Here is a 23,960-nt window from a genome sequence, read left to right as displayed (position 1 = left end):
TTTTATCTTGTTTTAATTAGTATAGTTTCTAAGTATATTACTGTGTCCCGCTTGCTTGAAGAAATTAGACAAGCTATATTTATAGCTGTAAAAATTCAAAAAATGTAAAGCAAACAATTATGATGTTGGTTATTTTATTAAAATAATCAACATCAATTAATTTTCGGCCCCATTAATGTAAACTCCTGGATTTTCATCGCTCATAATGGTCATGCCAGCTTGTAAATCTTCAATCTCTGCTACAACAAACCCTTTATGCTCTAATTTTTTAACAATTGTGCGCATAGTTTCCTCTGTTATTCCAGCTGGTAGAGTAAATAAAATTCGACGTACAAAGTTTTTGTTTTTTTCTGCAGCTGAAGCATCAAGACTCATTGTCCCAGCAATGTTAGAATATTTACCAATTATTTTTGCTATTTTGACCAGATTACCATGGGAATTATCGGTTAATACTGTAAAAACATATGAACCGGTTTTGATATTCCAAGCATCTGATAACATATCAAGTAAACGTGAGTGAGTTAGAATGCCATAAAATTTATCACTTTCATCCAAAACTGAAATATAAGGCAAATCTTTAATTGTAAAAAAAACTTTAAAAAATGGTGAGTTAACCTTAATAGTCTTAGTTGCATTTTTAAGTAAATAAGTTACTGGCAAATTCATATCTTTGCCTTGTGACTTGTGGCGATAAATATGCATTTTATAAATATTGCCACGGAAAATAGTGCCAGTATCATCTAAAATTGGAACACAGCGGTAGCCAGAATCTTCCAAAATTTTTAGTGCCTCTTCTAGCGTAGCATGTTCATTAACCGTTGTCAGATAATCTTTTTTGATAACTAAAGATTTGATAAGCATTAGACTGCCTCCATAGTAGTATTGAATAATCCCAATTAGTATATCATAATAAGTCAGGATTAAATAAACATTAAAATTAAAAAGTTGATAAATAGAGTTTAGCACTTGCTAGTCAAATAAAAAAGTATTTTTTACTTAGTAATATTAAAGTGTAAATAGTTAGTGAATTTGAATAGACTAGGATGTGCTATTATTAACTACGACTAAAAATAAGGGGATATCTAATGAAAATAATTGCAGGTCTGGGCAATCCAGGTAGAAAATATGATGGTACCAAACATAATACCGGTTTTATGGCTATTGATTATTATTTGAGCCAGCATTCTCTGATTCTTGATCGACAGAAATTTGAAGGTAAATATACCAAACTGGTAATTAATGGTGAAGATGTAATTTTACTAGAACCACAAACTTTTATGAATGATTCAGGTCGCTCAATTGCACAATTCGCTCGTTTTTTCAAGATTGAGCCGCAAAATATTTTAATTATTCATGACGATATGGATATGCCACTTGGTAAAATCCGTATTCGTGCAAATGGAAAGTCCGGGGGGCATAATGGTATTAAGAGCATTATACAAGATTTAGGGACGACTAATTTTAATCGTCTAAAAATTGGAATTAAGCATCCCGATAATGCAACGCAAGCAAGTGTTATTTCTTGGGTATTATCACCGTTTAATGCGGAGCAAAGAAAGATTATGGATATTGCTTTTGCCTCTAGCTGTGATGTAATTACAGATTTTATTATGGGAAAAAGCAGCCAGTTTTTAATGAATAAATATAATTAACTATGCATTTAACCAATTTAATTGAGAAAGATCAATCGCTAACAGATTTTATTATCAAAATTGCTAAAGTAAAAAACTCTTTAATCACGGGTGCTAATGCCGGTGCTTTTAATCTGCTTTTATGTCAGATTGTAGCATACCTTGATAAACCATTAATTTTAATAGAAGAAAATGAAAACAAAGCCCAAAAAATATTTAATGAATTAAGCAGAATTATGCCAGATAATAGTGTTCAAATTTTTTCACTTGATGCTACAATTGCAACACAATCTGCTGTTAGTTCGCCTGATGAATTAAGTAGTAGAATTCAGGCATTAAATTTTTTGCTTAGTCGTAAAAAAGGAATAGTGGTTACGACACCGCAAGGATTACAATATAAGTTGTCAGATCCTAGCGATTATGCAGTTGCTAAGCGTCAATTTCAAGCAGGCAAGGAATTTGAATTAACTTCGTTAACGAATTGGCTAGGCAATGCTGGTTATCAGCGCGAAAATTTAGTGGCTAAACCAGGAGAATTCGCTTTACGTGGCGATATTTTAGATATTTATCCTTTGGATCGTGAACTTCCTTTGCGAATGGAATTTTTTGGTGACGAAATTGATACAATTAAAAATCTTGATTTGGCTAGTCAGCGAAGCCAAGATATTATTGAACGTGTAACTATTAGTCCAGCACAGGATCGAGTTTTTACTCAAGCCGCTCTTGAGAATGCAGCAAGTAAAATCGAATTAGCGATGTCTGATGCACCGGCGCCACAAGAAATTGTCAAGAATCACTTTGAACCAGTATTGGATGATTTGTTAAAACAAAGTCTACCTCAAAATTATTCGTTTTTAGTGGATTTTTTAATTGAACATCCAAGCAATTTACTGGAATATTTACGTTCAGATGGTGTGATTGTTCTTGATGATTGGGCATTAATTGACCAGTCGCTTAAGACGGTGAACGAGCAAAATGCAGCTTTTATTGATGATGAGTTAAAAGTAGGTGCAATGTTGCCAGGACAGGAGTTGCGCACAGATTTTTACCAAAATTGGTTAAAGGATAAGCATCATCATCTTTACTTTTCACTTTTTCAAAGGGGTATTGGTCATATACAACTGGGACAACTTTTTGATTGGCCTACAAGGCAACCTGAACAGTTTTTTAGTCAGATGCCACTTATTAAATCAGAGATTGAGACCTATCAAAAGAAAGGTCAAACTGTAATTCTACAAGCTGATAATTCGCAACGCGCACGTGAAATTAGTCAAACTTTAGCAGAATTTGGTATGGATATTCCGGTAGTTGACAGTAATAACTTGATTGAGCAACAAAGTCAAATTGTAGTTAATTATTTTGCTAATGGATTTAGCTTACCTAACAATAATTTGGTCTATTTAACTGAACGCGAGCTTTTTAATAAGCCTATCCATCAACAGCGGCGAATTAAGACATTAGAAAACGCTCAGCGACTACGTAACTATACAGAATTGAAACCGGGTGACTATGTTGTCCACGTTAATCACGGGGTTGGTCGGTTTGAAGGAATTAAGACTCTTGAAAATAACTGTACGAAGAGAGATTACATAACGATCACTTACCAGCATGGCGATCAACTTTTTGTGCCAGCTGATCAATTGAAGTTAGTGCAAAAATATGTGGCCTCTGAGGGTAAGAAGCCACATATTAATAAATTAGGCGGTAGTGAATGGGCTAAGACTAAGCGCAAGGTACAATCTAAAGTTGAAGATATTGCAGATGATTTAATTGAATTATACGCTAAACGAGAATCAGAAAAAGGGTTTGCTTACCCTAAAGATGATGATTTACAGCGTCAATTTGAAGATGCTTTTCCATATGTTGAAACGGCAGATCAATTACGTTCAATTAAAGAAATTAAGCAAGACATGGAAAAAGCTAAACCGATGGACCGCCTTCTTGTAGGGGATGTTGGATTTGGTAAAACGGAGGTTGCACTGCGAGCAGCCTTTAAGGCAATTGAAAGTAATAAGCAAGTGGCATTTCTGGTGCCGACTACAATTTTGGCTGAACAACATTTTGAAACTATTCAAGATCGATTTAAGAATTTTCCGGTTAATTATGCAGTTTTATCGCGCTTTCAAACACTTGCTGAAGCAAAAAAAATCACATCTGATCTTGAACAAGGCAAAATAGATTTGGTTGTTGGTACACATCGATTATTATCAGAAGATGTTCACTTTAAGGATCTAGGGCTTTTAATAGTAGATGAAGAACAACGTTTTGGGGTAAAACATAAAGAAAGGATAAAAGAATTAAAGGCTAATATTGATGTTTTAACACTTACTGCGACCCCTATTCCGCGAACTTTGCACATGTCAATGGTAGGAGTAAGGGATTTGTCAGTAATGGAAACGCCACCATCAAATCGCTTTCCAATTCAAACTTATGTAATGGAAGAATTGCCAAGCGTTGTTAAGGATGCTTGTTTGCGTGAAATGCAACGTGATGGACAAGTCTTTTACTTGCATAATCGAATTAACGATATTGATGAAGTTGTTATAAAGTTACAGCAACTTTTACCGAAAGCTAAGATTGCGAGTGTTCATGGTCGAATGAGTAAAAACCAAATGGAAGATATTCTCTATCGTTTTTTAAACCGAGAATTTGATGTACTTGTTACAACGACGATTATTGAAACTGGAATAGATATGCCTAATGTTAATACAATGATTATTGAAGATGCGGACCATTATGGCTTGAGTCAACTTTATCAGCTCCGTGGACGAATTGGACGAAGTGCAAGATTAGCTTATGCCTACTTTTTATATCAACCTAATAAGGCTTTAACAGAAATTGGTGAAAAAAGATTAGATGCAATACGTGATTTTACTGAACTGGGTTCAGGCTTTAAAATAGCGATGCGTGATTTATCAATTCGGGGTGCTGGAAACATGCTTGGAGCCCAACAGCACGGCTTTATTGATAGTGTAGGATACGATCTTTATTCACAAATGTTGGCAGATGCAATTCAGGTGCGAAAGGGCAAAAAGAAAATCCAAAAAAGTAATGCGGAGATTGATTTGGGTTTAGAGGCATATATTCCAAATGATTATATTAGTGATCAAGAAGAAAAAATTGAATTTTATAAAAAAATAAAAGAGGCCGATCTAGATAGAATTGAACAAATTAAAGATGAATTGATTGACCGTTTTGGTGATTATCCACAGCCTGTTGAAAATTTGCTAGCAATTTCAAATTTAAAACTTGAAGCAGATTTAGCCCAAGTTGCACGGATTATCAAACAAGGGCAACAGGTAAAAGTCGAATTTCAAAAATCCGCAAGTAAAGAACTTGAGGGGCCGAATATTTTTAAAGCACTCGAGCATGTTTCGTTAAAAGCACGGATTAATTTAACACCTCAAAAAAGACTAGTTGTTTTATTAACAGTATCAGAAAAAATATATCAGCGGCAATTAGTTAATGAGCTTACTATTTTTATGAAGGCTGCTAGAAATATTATTCAAAGATAGGGGAAGTAAAAATGAGAATTGATAAGTTTTTAAAAATTTCACGCCTAGTTAAAAGACGCCCAATTGCAAAAGAAATGGCAGATCAGGGCAGAATTAAAGTTAATGATCGAGTGGTTAAGTCAAGTTATGACGTTAAAATTGGCGATGAAATAATTGTTGGGTACGGTTCAAGAGAAGTTAAGGCAAAGGTATGCAATATTAGAGAAACGACAAAAAAGGCAGAAGCTAGTGAACTATACGAACTAATTGATTAAAAATGGGATTCTTTAATGACTTTTATTATTAGCATTGTTATAATAAAAAAGGTATTGTTTTAGTAATAGAGGATTAAAATCATGAAGGGACCACGTATTTATAACTCGCTTAGTTCTGAAGAACAGGTGGCACGTTTAAAACAAAAGCAGATAAAAAGAGAAAAAGAAATACATCGTGTTCGGTGTAATCGAATCGTTGCTGTTTTTGTAATTTTATTCGCGATTTTAAGCTTTCAGATTGTGCAAACTTGTGCTCAAACCAAGCAAATAAAACAGCAAGTACAGACCTCTAAAAAGTCCCTTAATCAAATTAATGAAGAAAAACGTAGTTTAACAGTTAAGCGGGATGATTTGAAAGATCCAGAATATGTAACTAAACTTATTCGTTCGAAGTTTTTATATTCTAAGCCTAATGAAACAATTTATAATTTACCGGAAGGAACAGATCAAGGTCAATGAGATATCAAGTTGGACAGCGCGTAACCGGTGTGATTAATAAAATTACTGATTTGGGTATTTTTGTTACTTTACCCCCAAATATTTCAGGGCTGGTTCACCATAGTGATTTTGGTGATAACTGGTTTCGTGAAAGGACCCGATATAAAGTTGGAGAACCGCTTAGGGTAGTCATTTTACACAATTATAAAGGGAAAATTGATTTATCTAAGATGCGGCTCAATGATCCCGATCTAATTGATCGCACGAATAAATTTTCCACTACTAAGGAGGAAGACTTTTTGCAAGTTTTAAACCAAACTGTGGTGAATGGGGAAAAAAAGATCAAAAAATTACAGCAAGAATTGGTTGATTATGCAAATTGATACTTTTTTTAAAAAAATGTCTTTGCCATTGAGTGGTAAAACCCTTGTAGTTGCAGTTAGTGGTGGTCCAGATTCGATGGCACTTCTTGATATGTTAAATGACATCAAAAAAAAATATCAATTCAAATTAGTTGCTGCTCATTTAGACCATCAACTACGCTCAGATTCTTTCCACGAAACAGAGATAATTAGCAAGTATTGTCATCAAAAAAAAATTAAATTAGTAAAGCAAAAGTGGCCTACAAAGTTGCATCCTGAGTCTGGTATAGAGGAAGCTGCTCGAGAGTACCGTTATACTTTTTTATTGCAAGTCGCCCGCGATAATATGTGCGATTATCTTTTAACTGCTCATCATTGTGATGATTTATTAGAAAACATCTTGCTTAAATTGATCCGTTCGGGTAATCCTCGCGAAATGAACAGTTTACAAGCCGTGAGTGGTTTTCATGATGTCTTATTACTCAGACCATTATTGACTATCGAAAAGACTGAATTACTAGAATATGATCATCAAAAAAACATTGCGTTTATTATTGATAAGACAAATAATCAAGATGATGTGTTGCGCAATCGGTTAAGGCATAATGTTGTCCCACTTTTAAAAAGAGAAAACTCTGCGGTTGGTAAAAATGCTTTGCGTTTTAGTCAGCAGCTGAATTTAATGACAAGCTTGATAGAAAAGCATTTTACTCAATTAAATAAACCAGAGAAGTTTTTAGGTGTAGCATATCGGATAACACGTGATTCTTTATGTAGCTTATCTGCTCAAGAGAAAATTTTTTATTGGCAATCCTTTATTTGGCATAATTGGCATATTCGTGTAAATGAAAATTTGGCCAATTTTGAATTGATAACCTATCAAGATTATTTTTACTTACTCAAAAGTGAAGTATCTTTTTTTAGTAAGGCAAAGCTGATTCAACTTGATCAGAGTTTTTCTTTTGGAAAGCGTAGTTTTTTCATAAGTACAAGTTGGCATAAAAATCCACTAATAGGAGAATTTTATGCGGCTAAAAATATTGTCTTAAGCGCTGGCTCGCTTACTAATGGAACAAAATTATTATTAAAAAGTGGACAACACGTTAAAAGTAAGAAAAAGTTTGCTCAAAGTGGAATTCCAAGTGCGTTAAGGCAGTACTGTTTGACAGTATATGGTGAAGGCAGGCCAATTTTTATTGAGCAAACGTATTCTAATCAATTTGTTCTAGCAGATTCACAAAAATATTATGTCTATCTCAATAATTGATAAGAAATTTTAAAATATTAGAGCATTAATGAAATTTGTGATAAACTTTTATTCGTATATCTCTAGAAACTTTGCGGAGGTTTTTTATGAAGAATAACCGGAATCGGCTGTTTTCAAACGGCTTGTTCTATATTGTTGTTTTCCTTTTACTACTAGGAGGAATCAACTGGGCGCTTGGCGGATCGGATAATTCTGGTAGTAGTGAGAACATTAGCTATTCGGAATTTGTTAACGATTTACGTCAAGGCAAAGTTAAAAGCTTTAACGTTCAGCCTGCAAACGGTGTATATAACGTTTCAGGAAGCTATAAAACAGCAAAAAGCAGCAAATCACAGTCAAAAAACTTTGATTTCTTTAATGGAAATTCAGGGTCAAATGTAACCCGCTTTTCTACGACTATGCTCCAAAATGATTCGAGCGTAGAAAATGTTCAGAGTCTAGCACAGAGAAATGGCACCAAAGTAACAACACAGGGCGAATCACAGTCTGGTAACTGGATCTCGACAATTGTTATGCTTGTTCCGACAATTTTGTTTATTGTTATGCTCTGGATGATGATCAGTCAAAGTGGCGGTGGTCGTGGTGGCAACGGCGGAATAATGAACTTTGGACGCTCGCATGTTAAGCCTGAAGATCCAAAGAAAAATAAAGTTCGATTTTCTGATGTTGCTGGTGAAGAAGAAGAAAAACAGGAATTAGTTGAAGTAGTTGAATTTTTGAAAAATCCAGCTAAATTTACTAAACTTGGTGCCAAAATACCATCAGGTGTTTTATTAGAAGGTCCTCCAGGAACTGGTAAAACATTATTAGCACGTGCTGTTGCGGGTGAGGCTAATGTCCCGTTCTTTTCAATTTCCGGATCGGATTTTGTTGAGATGTTTGTTGGTGTCGGTGCTAGCCGTGTACGTGACTTGTTTACAAACGCTAAAAAGAATGCACCAAGTATCATTTTCATCGATGAGATCGATGCAATAGGTCGACGTCGTGGTGGAAATGCAAATGGTGGCGGAAATGATGAACGTGAGCAAACATTAAACCAGTTATTAGTAGAAATGGATGGCTTTGAAGGCAACGAAGGAGTTATTGTAATCGCAGCTACTAACCGTTCAGATGTTCTGGATCCTGCTTTATTGAGGCCAGGTCGTTTTGATCGTAAGATTTTAGTCGGCTCTCCAGATGTTCGTGGTCGTGAAGCAATTTTGCGTGTTCATGCTAAGAACATGCTGCTTGCAGATGATGTTGACCTCAAGGAAATTGCTCGACAAACTCCGGGATTTGTTGGTGCTGATTTGGCTAACTTATTAAATGAAGCTGCTCTATTGGCTGCAAGACGTAATGGTAATGAAATTACTGCTTTGGATTTAGATGAAGCAGAAGATCGAGTTATTGCTGGTCCTGCAAAGAGAAATAGTATGATTTCACAAAAGGAAAGACAAAGAGTTGCTTTCCATGAAGCTGGTCACTCAATTTGTGGTTTAGTTTTAAGTGATTCGCGAACAGTTCGTAAAGTTACCATTGTTCCGCATGGTCGTACGGGTGGTTATAATTTAATGATGCCAAAAGATGATCAGTTTTTATTAACTAAGAAACAGTTAATGGAACAAATTGTTGGCTTAATGGGTGGTCGAGCTGGTGAAGAGGTTGTTGTTGGAGATCAATCAACTGGTGCATCCAATGATTTTGAACAAGCAACTCAAATAGCCCATAGCATGGTTGTCAATTATGGTATGACTGACTCATTAGGAATGGTTGAACTTGAAAAAGAAGGAGAAACTAACGCTTACGGTTTGAAGCCATATAGTGAAGCAACTTCCGCTAAGATCGATGAAGCAGTTAAAGGATTACTTGATGAAGCTCATCAAGAAGCGGTGGAAATCGTGAAGAACAACCGCGAAAAGCACCGCATTATTGCAGAGGCACTGCTTAAATATGAAACACTAGATGAAAAACAAATAATGTCGCTTTATACGACAGGTAAAATGCCAGAAAAAAGTGAACAAGAATATCCGAGTGAGTCGCAAGCACTAACTTATGAGGAAGCCAAAGCAGCAGCTGAAAAGAAAGAAAATCATAAATTAACTTCTGATGATCATGTTGAGTCACCCGAAGAAAAGAATAAGGAAATTGAAGCGAAGAATCCTGAAAACCCTGAAAAAAATGATTTTTCTAAATTTAGTGAAAATGATCAATAAGTTTCCAAGTCTACTAATACTGATTCAGATAAAAACAAATCGGCTTCGGATGATGATCCGCAAGCCAAATAATCAATAGGGCCTAATGAGGCTCTATTTTTTTAGGAGAATATAATGACCGATTATTTAGTTAAAGCAATTGACAAAACCAAAAATTTACGTTTATTAACAATTACAGCAAAAAACTTGGTTCAAGAAGCCCACTTGCGGCATGATACATGGTCTGCCTCGTCCGCCGTTTTAGGAAGGACGTTAATTGCTGGTGTGCTTCTTGCTGGGGCTGAGTTAACTGAAAAAGAAGAATTAACCGTTCGCTTGCTTGGTGATGGGCCTGTGGGGCCAACCGTTGTAACTGCAAAGTCAGATTTGACGGTTAAAGGGTATGTCAAAAATTCTCATATTGCACTTCCGCCAAAGGAAAATGGACATATTGATGTTAAAACAGCTGTTGGACAAGGCTGGCTAGAAGTAACCAAAGATTTGGGATTAAAAAAACCATACACAGGGCAAGTTCCAATTGTTTCCGGTGAAATAGCTGAAGATGTTGCATATTATTTGACCAAATCTGAACAGATACCATCTGCAGTCGGCTTATCAATTTTTGTTAATCCTAATAATTCCATCGGTGAAGCAAGTGGCTTTATGTTACAAGCCTTGCCAGGAGCAAGTGACAAACTAGTTAGTTCAACAATTGAGAGGATTAATAATTTACCAGCACTTTCAAGTGCCTTTTTAGACGGTATGAAGCCAGAAGAATTAGCTAAGGTAATTTTAGGAAGCGACTGTAAAATTTTATCTAAAGATGATGTCGCTTATAAATGTGATTGTTCAAAGAAAAAGTACACCAACATTTTAGCTACATTAAAAAATAGCCAATTACAAGAAATGATTAAAGAAGATCATGGGGCTGAATTAACATGTAATTTTTGTGGTAATAAGTATCAGTTTACAGAAAATGAGTTGAAGGCAATTTTAGTTAAGAAACAATAATAAAAGGCTAATATATAGCCTAGTTTTATATTTCTACTTCTCGTATTTAGAAAAATTCTATTACAAAAATAAAGATGCGGAGAATTATAATTTTGATTATAATGAGTTAGTTATATTAAACAAGTAAAGGAGTGTAGCTAATGCTAAATGTTTATATTGTGCGTCATGGTCAAACAGATACTAATAAGACCTTGGCTATTAACGGATCAGGAACTAATTTGCCATTAAATGAGACTGGTGTTAAGCAGGTTGAAACTTTACGCGACAATTTTAATATTAAAAATATTGACTATGTTTATGCTAGTCCATTAAGAAGGGCTAAGCAGACCGCTGAAATTTTGAATCAAGGGCAGCACGATATTATCTATGATAATCGCCTAAAAGAAATGAATTATGGTAACTGGGATGGTCAATCTGCAGCTGAAATTCGATCACGCTATCCACAAGTGTTTGATGAATTGGGTTATTTTAATGAAAAATATGCAGAATATTGTGACGGCGAGAGTTATGAACATTTGGCAGCGCGGTTGATGAATTTTTGGCATGATTTAGTGGATAAATATGTGAATAAATCGATTCTAATTGTTTTTCACGGTACAGCGTCACGTTCAATGATTCAAAATGTTTTGCAGAGCCCAGACATAACCAAAATAGGAGAAGCGCAAAATGCAAGCGTTTCAAAAGTCTCGGTTGATGATCAAAGTAAAAAAGCGTTTTTACGTTATTACAATCGGGTAGCACCTGGTAATTTTTTTGACACAGTTAATTAAGCAAAAGATCTAAGGCATAACATTTTTAATGTTTTGGTATCGTGGATTTTCTTTAAACGATCCTTTTTGTTATGATATTAAAGTATTGAAAGGATGATTTGGTGGATAATAGCTGGAAAATTCGAGATATAACTATACCTAATCGAGTAGTAGTAGCACCGATGGCTGGGGTGTCAAATTCTGCTTTTAGGATGACTTGTAAAAAATTTGGTGCGGGAATGGTTGTTTGTGAAATGATTTCTGATCATGGAATCATTTATCGTAATCAGAAAACAATGTCAATGATGCAGGTTGATCCGCGAGAGCATCCAATGAGCATCCAAATTTTTGGTGGTACAGAAGACACACTTTTTGAAGGAGCCCAATATATCGATCAGCATACAGATGCGGATATAATCGATATCAATATGGGATGCCCAGTACCCAAAGTGACTAAAACTGATGCTGGCTCGAAGTGGTTACTTGATGCAAATAAGATTTATCAAATGGTACATAAAGTTGTGCAAAACGTTTCTAAACCAGTTTCTGTTAAAATGAGAATTGGATGGGATCGTAAGCATATTTTTGCTCTAGAAAATGCATTAGCTGCGCAAGAAGCTGGTGCAAGTATGATTGCAATGCACGGTAGAACTCGTAAGCAGATGTATGCTGGCAAAGCTGATTGGGAAACTCTTCATGAAGTAGCACAGGTTTTGGATATTCCATTTGTAGCTAATGGTGACATTGCTACCCCTGAATTAGCTAAAAAAGCGCTTGATGAAATTGGCTGTACTGCTGTCATGGTTGGTCGTGCTGCATTAGGTAATCCCTGGATTTTAAAAGATATGGTTCACTATTTAGAAACAGGGGAAAAATTACCGCCACAAAGTGTTGCTGAACGAGTTGCCACTGCTAAACATCAATTAGCTGGGTTAGTTGAATTAAAAGGTGAAAAAATTGCCGTACCAGAATTTCGACAGCAAGCTGCATATTATTTGAAAGGAATTCCTCGTTCGGCAAGAACTCGTGCTAAAATAAATGAAGTTTGGACGGCGCAAGAAGTTTACAACTTATTAGATAATTTTGTTGAAGATTACAACAAGTGGCAAACCCAAAAAGCTACTAGAAAAGAAAAATTTATGGAGGAAAAATAATTGGCAAAAAATGATATGAACGACCAATTAATTGTTCGTCGCCAAAAAATGGAAGAATTGCGAGAGAATGGAATTGAGCCATTTGGCATGAGAAAATTTGAGCGTCAAGATTTGGCTCAAACATTAAATGAAAAGTATGTAGATGATGACAAAGATGAATTAAATCAAGAATTGCCTAAGACGAAAATTGCGGGTAGAATGCTGGCAAAAAGAGGTAAGGGTAAAGTTGGTTTTGCTGACTTGTATGATCGTACTGGTAAAGTTCAAATTTACGTAAGAAAAGATATTGTTGGGGAAGAAAATTATCAAATTTTCAAAAAGTCGGACATTGGTGACTTTTTAGGAATTGATGGTGAGGTCATGAAAACTGATACAGGAGAATTGACTATTCGTGCAACGCATGTGACTTTTTTGTCTAAATCCTTACGACCACTGCCTGATAAGTATCATGGATTAAAGGATGTAGAGCAGATTTATCGCCAACGTTATCTTGATCTTATTTCAAATCGCCAAAGTTATGAGCGATTTGTTAACCGGACTAAGATTATTCAGGCAATTAGGGATTTTCTAAACAAAAAAGATTTCTTAGAAGTGGAAACACCAGTTTTGCATAATATTCCAGGTGGTGCTGAAGCACGTCCATTCATATCTCATCATAATGCACTAGACATTGATTTGTATATGAGAATTGCGCTTGAATTACCTTTAAAGCGATTAATTGTTGGTGATATGGAACGCGTATACGAGATTGGCCGTGTTTTCAGAAATGAAGGTCTAGATACCCATCACAATCCAGAATTTACCGAACTAGAAACGTATGCTGCATATTGGGATTTTCATGATGTGATGGATGAAGCAGAGGGTATTATTCGTGCGGCTGCTGATGTGGTTACAGATGACGGTAAGGTTACGTATCAAGGAACAGAAATTGACTTAGGCAAACCTTTCCGACGTGTTCACATGGTTGATTTAATTAAAGAGAAGACTGGTGTTAATTTCTGGCAAGAAATGAGCATTGAAGAAGCAACCAAGATTGCTAAAGAACATGATATTCAAGTTGAAAGTTTCTGGAAAGTCGGCCACATCATCAATGCTTTCTTTGAAAAGTATTGTGAAGAAACCATCATCGATCCAACCTTTGTTTATGGACATCCGGTAGAAATTTCACCACTAGCAAAGAAAAATGCTGATAATCCTCGCTTCACTGACCGTTTTGAAATCTACATCATGGGCGAAGAGTATGGTAATGCCTTCTCTGAATTAAATGATCCCGATGATCAAAGAGAACGTTTTGAAGCACAAATGGCTGAGCGTGAAGCAGGTAATGATGAAGCCGACATGATTGATGAAGATTACTTACGTGCAATGGAATATGGTATGCCGCCTACAGGTGGTTTGGGAATCGGGATTGACCGATTGGTAATGCTCTTAACTGACGCCCCAGCAATTAGGGATGTGTTACTCTTCCCAACAATGCGTCCAGAAAAAATTGAAGATATTGAACGTGAAGTTGAAGAAGACTTAGCGAAGAAAAATAAATAACCTATCAAAAAAACAAGTATGACACGATATGACCCCCGAAATTAAGACAATTTCGGGGGTCATATCAAGTTTTCGTTTTTGGATTTCAAAATTTTTTAGCATTTAATTAAATGATTTAAAAAATCTGATTTGAAAAGGAGAAAACAAAGTGAAAAATACTACATTTAAAAAAGTTATTTTAACTACAGTTGTTTCTGTCGGTCTTGCTACTCCATTAATTGCAAGCAACACAAATATTGTTCCATTTGGGCAAACTGCTATTGTAGAAGCCGCAGCTAAGAAAATCACTTTAAAGCACAACGCATATCTCTACAACTACATAGGACACAGAATTGGCAGAGGTAAGTTATACAGACATCATTCTTACAGATACTACTCAGTAAAATATATTCATGGTAAAAAGTATTACCGTGTAGATAAGAATCGTTACGTTAAGGCTTCAAATGTTGCCAAACTGCACTCATACAAAGTAGAAAAAGGTTCAAATACCACTTCATCTTCTACTACAAAAATTAATACTGATGGTATGGGTACTCCAAAATTCCAAGTAAAAATTGATAACAATAATATTGATATTTACAGTGCTTCTCATGCTATTCCACACGGCAGTTGGATTAATTCAATTCCTTTACATGGTACTTACAATGTATATGCAGAAGAAAATGACATGTACGAAATTGGTAAAGATCAATGGGTAAATGAAATTGATACAGATAGTGTTGTTTCAGATATAGCTTCAAATAATGTAAATGGCCAAAAGAGTTCACAATCGGGTTACAAGTACTCAGCCTCTGATTTAACATCTACTCAAAAGCAAGAAGTAGTTTCTATCTTTTTGAGTTTAGTAAATCAAGCAAGAGCTTCTAAGGGCGTAGCTCCATTAAAATTAGATACTAGTTTGTCTGACATAGCTAACAGAAGATCAATTCACGATGCAAATACATTAATTGCTACCGGAGATGAAGATGATCATGTAGATAGCAATGGAAATAGTTTAGTTCCTGATGGACTTGCAGAAGTTGAAAGTGGGGTTCTTACTCCAAATTCAAGTACTAAGGAAATTGCCAATTATGCATTCGATCAATTTACCAAAAGAGATAGTTATTATAATTGGGAACACAAAAAAATTTTATTAAGCCCAGATTATACTGAAATTGGTATTGGTGTTACTTTCCCCAAGGGTTTCGGTATTGATCCAGATGCTTCTACAATTCCAGTTGGATCACTAGTTGCAGATTTAAAATAATAATTTAGTATATAAAAAAGACTTCATTAAAATGAATGATATGACCCCCGAAATTAGAACAATTTCGGAGGTCATATTTTTATGGCTAAATTATCTAAACAAGATAAAATTACAAGCTATCATCTTTGGCATGATTATCAAATTAGTTCTACTGAATTAAGTTGGTGTTACCAGGTTAGAAGGTCTAATATTGATTATTTGCTGGCATTAATTGCACGTCAGCCTGGCTATCAAGTAGCACTAGATTTAGGTTTGAAAAGTTGTGGCACGTTACACATTGGCTGTGCGAATACCGCAAAAATGGTTATAATATCATTAATCACCGGAGAGGACGACCGCACCATGACCAAAAGTCAACAGCTGATCAAGCAGGAAAATCACCGACTCAAGCAAGAAAACGAACACTTACGCCAGTAGAACTTAAAGCTGGAAAGCGAGAACGAATTTGTAAAAAAATTAAGCGTCTTAGTCAACCAGCAGACCATGAACCGCAAGCCACGGAAATAGCCCAGGCAGTTACCCAACTAAGACGCGAACTTAAAGTCGGCGTAACTTTCATTCTTGGTACTATCAATGCCAATCCACAGCTGCTCCACCTGTCATGGCAGTAACTATTACTACACTTTGAAGAAGGATAAAGATCGGGGCAACAATGACTGAAATCAAAGCTATTTATGAAGAACACAAGCACCGCTATGGCTATGTCGCATTACTTGGGAATTAAAATGTCGCGGTTTATTAGTTAATCATAAAGAGGTGCAGCGCTTAATGAACAAATTGAAACTGTTTGGCATGGTCAGTAAACGCTGGCCAAGCATCCGGCAAACGGATTGATCTTCCACACCGATCAAGGCTGGCAATACCAAAATGCTCAGTTTTAAGCATGGCTGGAAAAACCATGGCATTAGCCAATCAAGGTCATGCAAAGGCAATTTCCTTGATGATGGCTTAATGGAAGGCTTCTTTGGCATACTCAAGCGGGAAATGTTTTATGTGTTTGAAAAGCAATTTAAAAATATTAATGAACTAGAAGACGCAATCAGGGTCTACATTAAGTATTACAACCAGAAAAGAATTAATATCAAACTAAAAGGACTAACTCCGATTGAATATCGGCAGTTAGTCCTCAGTTAGCAGCTAATAGAGTATCCTAATTTTGGGGTTCATATCATCAGCTACCTGTTTTTTGTATATCAACGTTTATTATTAATTAAATTAGCAATTAGTACTTGTAACTCAGGCCTTTTTAGGAAAAAATAGCAACTTGAAGCATTGCTAACCAGACATTCAATATTTGACGTTAATCGGTGGTTAAAATAGTTTGGTCACTATCCATTTTCAAAATTAGTGCTTTCCCAATAGGGCAGTAAATAATTGCAAAAAAGCAGCATTATTCTTAGGTTTAGTAATTTGATAAAACAGGGTTTTTATTAATAAAAAATTGATAATCACTCTAAGTTGCTTTTTACTAAAAGAATTTTCCTGAAAACCACGTTCTAAAAGACTATAACTAAGTTTATAGCAAAAATGTGGATCAATACTTCCAAGATTGTTTAAGAGTATACACACATGTTGATCAGTAAAGGATAGTTGATTTTTGGATAAGTGCAATAAATTTTCTGGTTCATTTTGCATAGATCTTTTCCTTTTATTATTATTTGTACAAATATACCGAATTTTTGTTAATGTAATAATCTTTTGTCTTATAAAATAACTAGCTATTTAGATTTTTTTAAAAAAAGGTTGAAAAACTATATTTGTCTGCTATAATAATAAATGTCTTGCGGAAGTAGTTCAGTGGTAGAACATCACCTTGCCATGGTGGGGGTCGCGGGTTCGAATCCCGTCTTCCGCTTCAGATAAATCCCGTCCACTATGATGGGATTTTTTATTTAACGGGAAATAGCTCAGCTTGGTAGAGCGCTACGTTCGGGACGTAGAGGTCGCAGGTTCGAATCCTGTTTTCCCGATTACGTAATACCTTTATATCGACAATTAAAGTTGATATAAAGGTATTTTGTTATTTTAGAAAAGTTGGTAAAAATCATATAATGAATATGTAAGTAAATTTCTTAATAATATTCAAAGTGATTAGTATTAATTAGCAAATGATTTGAGTAGGATATTCGCATCTCAAGGGAGTCTTTGTTATAATAATAGCAATGTTTTTTGGCATGAATTAAGTTAACTTGAAACAGAATATTTTACATTTCAGCAAAAAAGTTTATAGTTGATACACGTTACTTGTAAAGGTGGTGCTATGATGAAAAAATCTTATACTAGAAGTGCAAATCAAGTTTTAGAAATTGCACGTGAACAAGCTCAAAGTTTTCATCATCGATTAATTGGTACTGAGCATGTACTTCTTGCGATGGTTATTGAATCAGATGGTGAAGCTGGTAAAAATTTGCGTTCTTGGGGAGCAACACCAACCACAATTCGTGAAGAAATTGAACGTTATACTGGATATGGTTCAGCTGGTAAAGCTACGTATATGGAAATGTCACCGAGGTTGAGTATGGTGCTTGCTTACGCGGGTACGTTAGCTGAACGTGAAAATTCATCTCAAATCACGACTAGTCATATTTTGTTGGGATTGATATTAAATAAGCAAGTATTAGCCTCAGTGATTTTACAAAATTTAAATATTGATTTAAATGGCTTAAAGGATGATGTTTTTCACAGTCTAGGTGAGGAAACTGATGCTGAAGATAGCTCTGCTGATAATAATGGTTGGTCTAATATTAACGAATCTGATTTTAGCGGAGCAAATGATTCTAGTACAACTCCTACCCTTGATCAAGTTTCTGTCAACTTAAATGAGCGTGCTGAAAATGGTCGTATTGATCCGGTCATCGGACGTGATCAAGAAGTTTCTCGAGTAATTGAAATTTTATCACGTAGAAATAAAAATAATCCTGTCTTGATTGGTGAACCTGGTGTTGGCAAGACTGCGGTTGCAGAAGCAATTGCAAGCGCAATTATTGCCAAGAAAGTCCCACATGACTTACTTTTTAAGCAAGTAATTTCGCTTGATCTAGGTGGATTGGTCGCTGGAACTAAATACCGTGGTGAGTTTGAGGATCGCTTAAAGAAAATCATTAAAGAAATCACTAATGATGGTAATATTATACTTTTTGTTGATGAAATGCACACACTGATTGGTGCAGGGGGTGCAGAAGGGTCAATTGATGCCGCTAATATTTTAAAACCTTCGCTTGCTCGTGGTGATATTCAAATGATTGGTGCAACCACCTTTGATGAATATCAAAAGTATATTGAAAAAGATCAAGCATTAGCTCGGCGGTTTCAGATTGTTCGTTTAAATGAACCTACTTCGGAAGAATCATATGCAATTTTAACTGGTTTAAAATCAAAATATGAGGCTTTTCACCATGTTAAAATTGAAGATCAAGCATTAAAAAATGCCGTCGACTTGTCCAGTCGCTATATTACTAATCGGTATTTACCTGATAAAGCAATTGATTTGATTGATGAAGCTAGTGCAGCAGTTAAAATTAGATCGGGAAGAGGATCTAATAATCAGTTACTACAAATTAATGAACAAATAAAAAAAGTGATTGAGCAAAAGAATCAGGCTGCTGTTAATCAGAACTTTGTAGAAGCAGCTAAATTTCAAGAAAGGCAAAATGCGTTAAAAACAAAACAGGCTAAGTTGTTGACTACCTTAGATAAAACTACGCAAAAAAGTGCAGTTGTTCAACCAGAAGATATTGCTAAAGTGGTATCTAATTGGACCGGTGTTCCTGTAACACAAATGAATCGCGATGAAACTAAACATTTGGCTAATCTTGAAAATTTCTTACATCAACGAATTGTTGGACAAGAAAAAGCTGTTTCAGCTATTAGTAGAGCAGTTCGACGTAGTCGTAGTGGGATTAGAGATGAAAATAGACCGATTGGTTCATTTTTATTCTTAGGTCCCACCGGTGTCGGGAAAACAGAACTTGCTAAAGCAATTGCAGCGGCTATTTTTGGCTCTGAGCGTAACTTGATTCGGATTGATATGTCAGAATACATGGATCAAATTGCTAGCAGTAAGCTAATTGGTTCTGCTCCTGGATATGTTGGCTATGAAGAGGGTGGACAATTATCCGAAAAGGTACGGCGACACCCATACTCAGTTATTTTGCTTGATGAAGTTGAGAAAGCACATCCAGATGTTTTTAATTTATTGTTACAAGTACTTGATGATGGCTTTTTGACAGACGCTAAAGGTCGCAAGGTTGATTTTAAGAACACAATTATTATTATGACTTCTAACTTAGGTTCAAGGTCATTATTTGAGACAAAGGCTGTTGGATTTAATGCGGATAATACTAGTCAAACCAAAATGAGACAAGACCGTGTTCGTCAAGCACTGAAGCAATTTTTTAGACCAGAATTTTTAAATCGGATTGATGATACAATTATTTTCGATGAACTTAATCAAAAACAATTACGCCAAGTTGTAACATTACTTACGCATAAATTGATTATTCGATTAAAGAAACAAGGTGTTCAATTAAAAATTTCGGTTGCAGCAATGGATAAAATTGCTAAGGATGGTTATAACCCTGAAATGGGAGCACGCCCACTAAGAAGAGAGATTCAAAGTAGTATCGAGGATAAAATTGCAGAAATGTTAATTAACGGTGAAATTAAAGCTGGCGATGTGTTAAAAATTGGTTGTAATTACAATAAATTAAAATTTACTATTAATAGGGCTGCTGATAAGCACATGGTTAAATCAAACTAGTTTGTTGACAATAATAAAGAAAATTGATATCATTAATTTTGATTTAATAGCTGATTTTCAGGATTCTACTGATATATTGTCCAGTAGAATAATAAAGGACAAAAATGACAACAGTTGTTTTTGTCTTTTTTATGCTTAAAATGCCAGCTTTTTGAATTTGTAATTAAAATGTAATACTAGCTTTCTCTGATAGAAAGGATGTTTTCTCCTTGTTAAATGGACACGTAGTTAATTTTGGTAAACATCGAACAAGACGCAGTTTTTCACGCATTAAAGAAGTATTGAAACTGCCTAACTTGACTGATGTCCAAACAGAATCATATAAATGGTTTTTGGATGAAGGAATTAAAGAAGTTTTTGATGACATTATGCCCATTAGTGACTTTTCAGGTAAGCTTTCTTTAGAATACTTAGGTTATAAATTACAAAAACCAAAGTATACTGTTGATGAAGCGCGTGATCATGATGCTACTTATGCAGCTCCCATGCATGTTACTTTAAAGTTAACTAATCAAAAAACTGGTGAAATAAAAACCCAAGATGTTTTCTTTGGTGACTTACCATTAATGACAGAATCAGGTTCATTTATCATTAATGGTGCTGAAAGAGTTATTGTTTCGCAACTTGTTAGATCACCTAGTGTTTATTATTCAGGTGATTATGATAAAAATGGTCGGCAAATTTTTGGTACAACTGTAATCCCTAACCGGGGTGCATGGCTAGAATATGAAACAGATGCGAAAAATGTTTCTTATGTTCGTGTAGATCGGACACGTAAACTGCCATTGACTGTTTTAATTCGTGCACTGGGAATTGGCTCAGACGATGAGATTTTAAATATTTTTGGTCAAAGTGATACTTTGCAATTTACTTTAGACAAGGATGTTCATAAGAATCCGGCAGATTCCCGTGTTGCCGAAGCATTAAAGGACGTATATGAGCGTCTGCGTCCTGGTGAACCTAAGACGACTGATTCGTCACGTTCCCTACTTTATGCACGCTTTTTTGACCCTCGTCGTTATGATTTAGCAACTGTTGGTCGTTACAAGGTTAACAAAAAGTTATCTTTAAAGAATCGCTTATATGGTCAAACTTTAGCTGAAACCTTGGCAGATCCAGATACTGGTGAAATTGTTGCTAAAAAAGGTACTATTGTCACTCATGAAGTAATGGAAACATTAGAAAAATACCTTGATCGTGACGATTTTAAGATGGTAACTTATGAACCTTCAAGTGAAGGAGTCTTACCAGATCCGATTGTTGTTCAAGAAGTTAAAGTCTATTCAAAAGTTAATCCAGAACGTGTAGTTAAGATTATTTCTAATGGGCATATCGACAAAGATGTTAAATATCTGACACCAGCCGATGTATTGGCTTCAATTAATTACTTCTTATTGTTACAAGATGGGATTGGAAATACTGACGATATCGACCATTTGGGAAACCGTCGAATTCGTCGTGTGGGCGAATTATTACAAAACCAATTTAGAATTGGTTTAGCAAGAATGGAACGTGTTGTCCGTGAAAGAATGTCAATTCAAGATCCATCAACTGTTACTCCACAACAATTAATTAATATTCGTCCAATTGTAGCCAGTTTAAAAGAATTTTTCGGCTCATCACAATTGTCACAGTTCATGGATCAACATAATCCATTGGGAGAACTGACACATAAACGACGGATGTCTGCATTGGGGCCCGGAGGATTGACTCGTGACCGTGCAGGTTATGAAGTGCGGGATGTACACTACACTCAATACGGACGTTTATGTCCAATTGAAACTCCTGAAGGTCCTAATATTGGTTTAATCAACTCTCTTGCAACGTATGCAGTGATTAATAAATATGGATTTATAGAAACGCCATATCGGCGTGTTTCTTGGAAGACCCATAAAGTTACTGATAAAATTGATTATTTAACGGCTGACGTTGAAGATGATTATATTATTGCTGGTGCTAACACCCATCTGAATCCAGACGGTTCATTTAAAGACGACTTGATTTTGGCACGTCATAAGGAAGATAATGTCGAAGTTAGTCCTGATAAAATTGACTATATGGACGTTATTCCCAAGCAAGTTGTTTCGGTTGCTTCAGCATGTATTCCATTTTTGGAAAACGATGACTCTAATCGTGCCTTGATGGGGGCTAATCAGCAACGTCAGGCTGCTCCATTGATTAATCCACATAGTTCGCTTGTAGGTACTGGGATGGAATATCGTGCTGCTCATGACTCTGGTGCAGCTATGTTAGCCAAGGCTCCAGGAACAGTTGAATATGTTGATGCAAATACAATTAGGATTCGTCGTGATGATAGTACTTTAGATAAATACACACTTGAGAAATATCGTCGGTCAAACAATTCTAAATCATATAATCAAACTCCAAACGTTAAATTAGGCGATAGAGTTGAGCAAGGGCAAGTTATCGTTAATGGTCCAACGATGGATCATGGAGAATTAGCCCTAGGACAAAATCCGGTAATTGCCTTTATGACTTGGAATATGTATAACTATGAAGATGCCATCATGCTTTCTGAACGTTTAGTTAAAGATGATGTTTATACTTCAATCAGTATTGAGGACTACGAATCAGAAGCTCGTGACACTAAGCTTGGTCCTGAAGAAATTACACGTGAATTACCTAATGTTGGTGAGGATGCTCTTAAAGATCTTGATGCTGATGGTATTGTTCGCGTTGGTGCTGAAGTACATGATGGTGATATTTTAGTCGGTAAGGTTACGCCTAAAGGTGTGACTGAACTTTCAGCAGAAGAAAGATTGCTTCACGCAATTTTTGGTGAAAAAGCTCGTGAAGTTCGTGACACTTCTTTACGTGTTCCCCATGGTGGCGGCGGTATTGTTCGTGATGTTAAAGTGTACACACGTGAAAATGGTGATGAACTTTCACCAGGTGTTAATACTTTAGTTCGTGTCTATATAGCCCAAAAGAGAAAAATTCAAGTTGGAGATAAAATGTCTGGACGTCATGGAAACAAGGGTACCGTTGCTGCTGTTGTTCCTGAAGAGGATATGCCATACTTGCCAGATGGTACTCCGGTAGATATTTGTCTGAATCCAATGGGTGTTCCTTCTCGTATGAATATCGGTCAGCTCTTGGAGTTACACTTAGGTCGTGCTGCTAATAGTTTGGGTATACATGTTGCAACTCCAGTATTTGATGGTGCTAGCGAAGATGATGTTTGGGATACAGTTCATAAAGCTGGAATTGATAAGGACGGAAAGACAGTTCTTTATGATGGTCGAACAGGTGAGCCGTTCCACAATCGGGTTTCTGTTGGAATAATGCACTATTTGAAATTAACACACATGGTCGATGATAAAATTCATGCACGTTCAATTGGGCCATATTCGTTAGTTACTCAGCAACCTCTTGGTGGTAAGGCACAGTTTGGTGGTCAGCGTTTCGGTGAAATGGAAGTTTGGGCACTTGAAGCATATGGTGCGGCATATACTCTCCAAGAAATTTTGACATATAAATCAGACGATGTTGTTGGTCGTGTTAAAGCATACGAAGCAATTGTTAAGGGAGAAAGAATTCCTAAACCAGGTGTACCTGAGTCTTTCCGGGTTCTTGTTAAGGAGCTGCAATCGCTGGGCTTGAACATTCGTGTACTTGATATGGATCATAACGAAGTTGAATTGCGTGACATGGATGATGATTCAAGTGAGCACTTGAATATTGACACCTTATCTAAGATGGCAGAAGAGCAACAGAAGAAGAAGTTAGCCGAAGAAACCGCAAAATCTGAGGATGAAGAAACTAATGAACCTCAAGAAACAGATGTTCCAGTTGTTCAATCCAATAATGACGATAAGATTTCTAAGTAAGTAGGGGGTT

Annotated in this window: 17 protein-coding genes, 2 tRNA genes and 1 pseudogene; 18 read left to right on the top strand and 2 right to left on the bottom strand. The window is 35.8% G+C overall.

The features are described from left to right. Window positions 1–156 precede the first annotated feature (156 nt). Entirely contained in the window at window positions 157–861 is a 705-nt protein-coding gene (cbpA, locus tag F5ESL0246_RS06590) for a cyclic di-AMP binding protein CbpA (RefSeq protein ID WP_122018881.1), read from the bottom strand. A 224-nt stretch (window positions 862–1,085) separates the two neighbouring features. Here cbpA and pth point away from each other — a divergent pair, with 224 nt between their 5' ends. The 14 genes and pseudogenes from pth to F5ESL0246_RS08390 form a co-directional block, all read left to right on the top strand. Then, complete coding sequence (gene pth / locus F5ESL0246_RS06585) at window positions 1,086–1,652, top strand: aminoacyl-tRNA hydrolase (RefSeq protein ID WP_122018879.1); 567 nt, start codon at window positions 1,086–1,088, stop codon at window positions 1,650–1,652. Window positions 1,653–1,654: 2 nt separating this feature from the next. Further along, entirely contained in the window at window positions 1,655–5,146 is a 3,492-nt protein-coding gene (gene mfd / locus F5ESL0246_RS06580; protein ID WP_122018878.1) for a transcription-repair coupling factor, read from the top strand. An 11-nt stretch (window positions 5,147–5,157) separates the two neighbouring features. Further along, on the top strand, window positions 5,158–5,400 hold the full coding sequence (locus tag F5ESL0246_RS06575) for an RNA-binding S4 domain-containing protein (protein ID WP_122018876.1): 243 nt from the start codon (window positions 5,158–5,160) through the stop codon (window positions 5,398–5,400). Between the two features lie 78 nt (window positions 5,401–5,478). Beyond that, window positions 5,479–5,859: a septum formation initiator family protein gene (locus F5ESL0246_RS06570; RefSeq protein WP_122018874.1), complete on the top strand. Its 381-nt coding sequence runs from the start codon at window positions 5,479–5,481 to the stop codon at window positions 5,857–5,859. Then, entirely contained in the window at window positions 5,856–6,221 is a 366-nt protein-coding gene (locus F5ESL0246_RS06565; RefSeq protein WP_122018872.1) for a S1 RNA-binding domain-containing protein, read from the top strand. Before F5ESL0246_RS06570 ends, F5ESL0246_RS06565 begins: the two co-directional genes overlap by 4 nt. 16 nt (window positions 6,222–6,237) lie before the next feature. Next, window positions 6,238–7,467, top strand: a complete 1,230-nt coding sequence (gene tilS, locus F5ESL0246_RS06560; protein ID WP_233559208.1) for a tRNA lysidine(34) synthetase TilS — start codon at window positions 6,238–6,240, stop codon at window positions 7,465–7,467. 86 nt (window positions 7,468–7,553) lie between these two features. Beyond that, complete coding sequence (gene ftsH / locus F5ESL0246_RS06555; protein WP_122018868.1) at window positions 7,554–9,659, top strand: ATP-dependent zinc metalloprotease FtsH; 2,106 nt, start codon at window positions 7,554–7,556, stop codon at window positions 9,657–9,659. Window positions 9,660–9,773: 114 nt separating this feature from the next. Further along, the gene (gene hslO, locus F5ESL0246_RS06550) at window positions 9,774–10,649 is read left to right on the top strand and encodes an Hsp33 family molecular chaperone HslO (protein WP_122018866.1); all 876 of its coding nucleotides are present in this window, start codon (window positions 9,774–9,776) and stop codon (window positions 10,647–10,649) included. Window positions 10,650–10,789: 140 nt separating this feature from the next. Then, the gene (locus F5ESL0246_RS06545; protein ID WP_122018864.1) at window positions 10,790–11,419 is read left to right on the top strand and encodes a histidine phosphatase family protein; all 630 of its coding nucleotides are present in this window, start codon (window positions 10,790–10,792) and stop codon (window positions 11,417–11,419) included. Between the two features lie 101 nt (window positions 11,420–11,520). After that, on the top strand, window positions 11,521–12,552 hold the full coding sequence (dusB, locus tag F5ESL0246_RS06540) for a tRNA dihydrouridine synthase DusB (RefSeq protein ID WP_199688582.1): 1,032 nt from the start codon (window positions 11,521–11,523) through the stop codon (window positions 12,550–12,552). After that, window positions 12,553–14,094 carry a lysine--tRNA ligase gene (gene lysS, locus F5ESL0246_RS06535; RefSeq protein WP_122018860.1) on the top strand — a complete coding sequence of 514 codons (1,542 nt, stop codon included), beginning with the start codon at window positions 12,553–12,555 and terminating at the stop codon, window positions 14,092–14,094. It begins immediately after the preceding gene. A 148-nt stretch (window positions 14,095–14,242) separates the two neighbouring features. Beyond that, window positions 14,243–15,340, top strand: a complete 1,098-nt coding sequence (locus F5ESL0246_RS06530; protein WP_122018858.1) for a CAP domain-containing protein — start codon at window positions 14,243–14,245, stop codon at window positions 15,338–15,340. A gap of 260 nt (window positions 15,341–15,600) precedes the next feature. Beyond that, window positions 15,601–15,951 carry a hypothetical protein gene (locus F5ESL0246_RS08395; protein ID WP_233551605.1) on the top strand — a complete coding sequence of 117 codons (351 nt, stop codon included), beginning with the start codon at window positions 15,601–15,603 and terminating at the stop codon, window positions 15,949–15,951. A gap of 228 nt (window positions 15,952–16,179) precedes the next feature. Beyond that, window positions 16,180–16,474 (top strand): annotated as a pseudogene (locus F5ESL0246_RS08390) (transposase); the annotation flags it as partial. Window positions 16,475–16,684: 210 nt separating this feature from the next. Here the strand turns inward: F5ESL0246_RS08390 and F5ESL0246_RS06520 are convergent. Beyond that, window positions 16,685–16,975, bottom strand: coding sequence for a hypothetical protein (locus F5ESL0246_RS06520; protein ID WP_122018856.1), 291 nt, complete (start codon window positions 16,973–16,975; stop codon window positions 16,685–16,687). Window positions 16,976–17,123: 148 nt separating this feature from the next. Between F5ESL0246_RS06520 and F5ESL0246_RS06515 the strand changes: the two genes are divergently transcribed. From F5ESL0246_RS06515 to F5ESL0246_RS06500, 4 genes are all read left to right on the top strand, one after another. Continuing rightward, window positions 17,124–17,195 (top strand) — tRNA-Gly (locus F5ESL0246_RS06515). 41 nt (window positions 17,196–17,236) lie between these two features. Continuing rightward, window positions 17,237–17,310 (top strand) — tRNA-Pro (locus F5ESL0246_RS06510). A gap of 293 nt (window positions 17,311–17,603) precedes the next feature. Beyond that, window positions 17,604–20,099, top strand: a complete 2,496-nt coding sequence (locus F5ESL0246_RS06505) for an ATP-dependent Clp protease ATP-binding subunit (protein ID WP_122018854.1) — start codon at window positions 17,604–17,606, stop codon at window positions 20,097–20,099. 209 nt (window positions 20,100–20,308) lie between these two features. Continuing rightward, window positions 20,309–23,950, top strand: coding sequence for a DNA-directed RNA polymerase subunit beta (locus tag F5ESL0246_RS06500; protein WP_122018852.1), 3,642 nt, complete (start codon window positions 20,309–20,311; stop codon window positions 23,948–23,950). The last annotated feature ends 10 nt before the right edge of the window (window positions 23,951–23,960 follow it).

Source organism: Lactobacillus sp. ESL0246, assembly GCF_003692965.1.
Classification (GTDB): domain Bacteria; phylum Bacillota; class Bacilli; order Lactobacillales; family Lactobacillaceae; genus Lactobacillus.
This window is presented reverse-complemented; position numbering and strand designations above follow the sequence as displayed.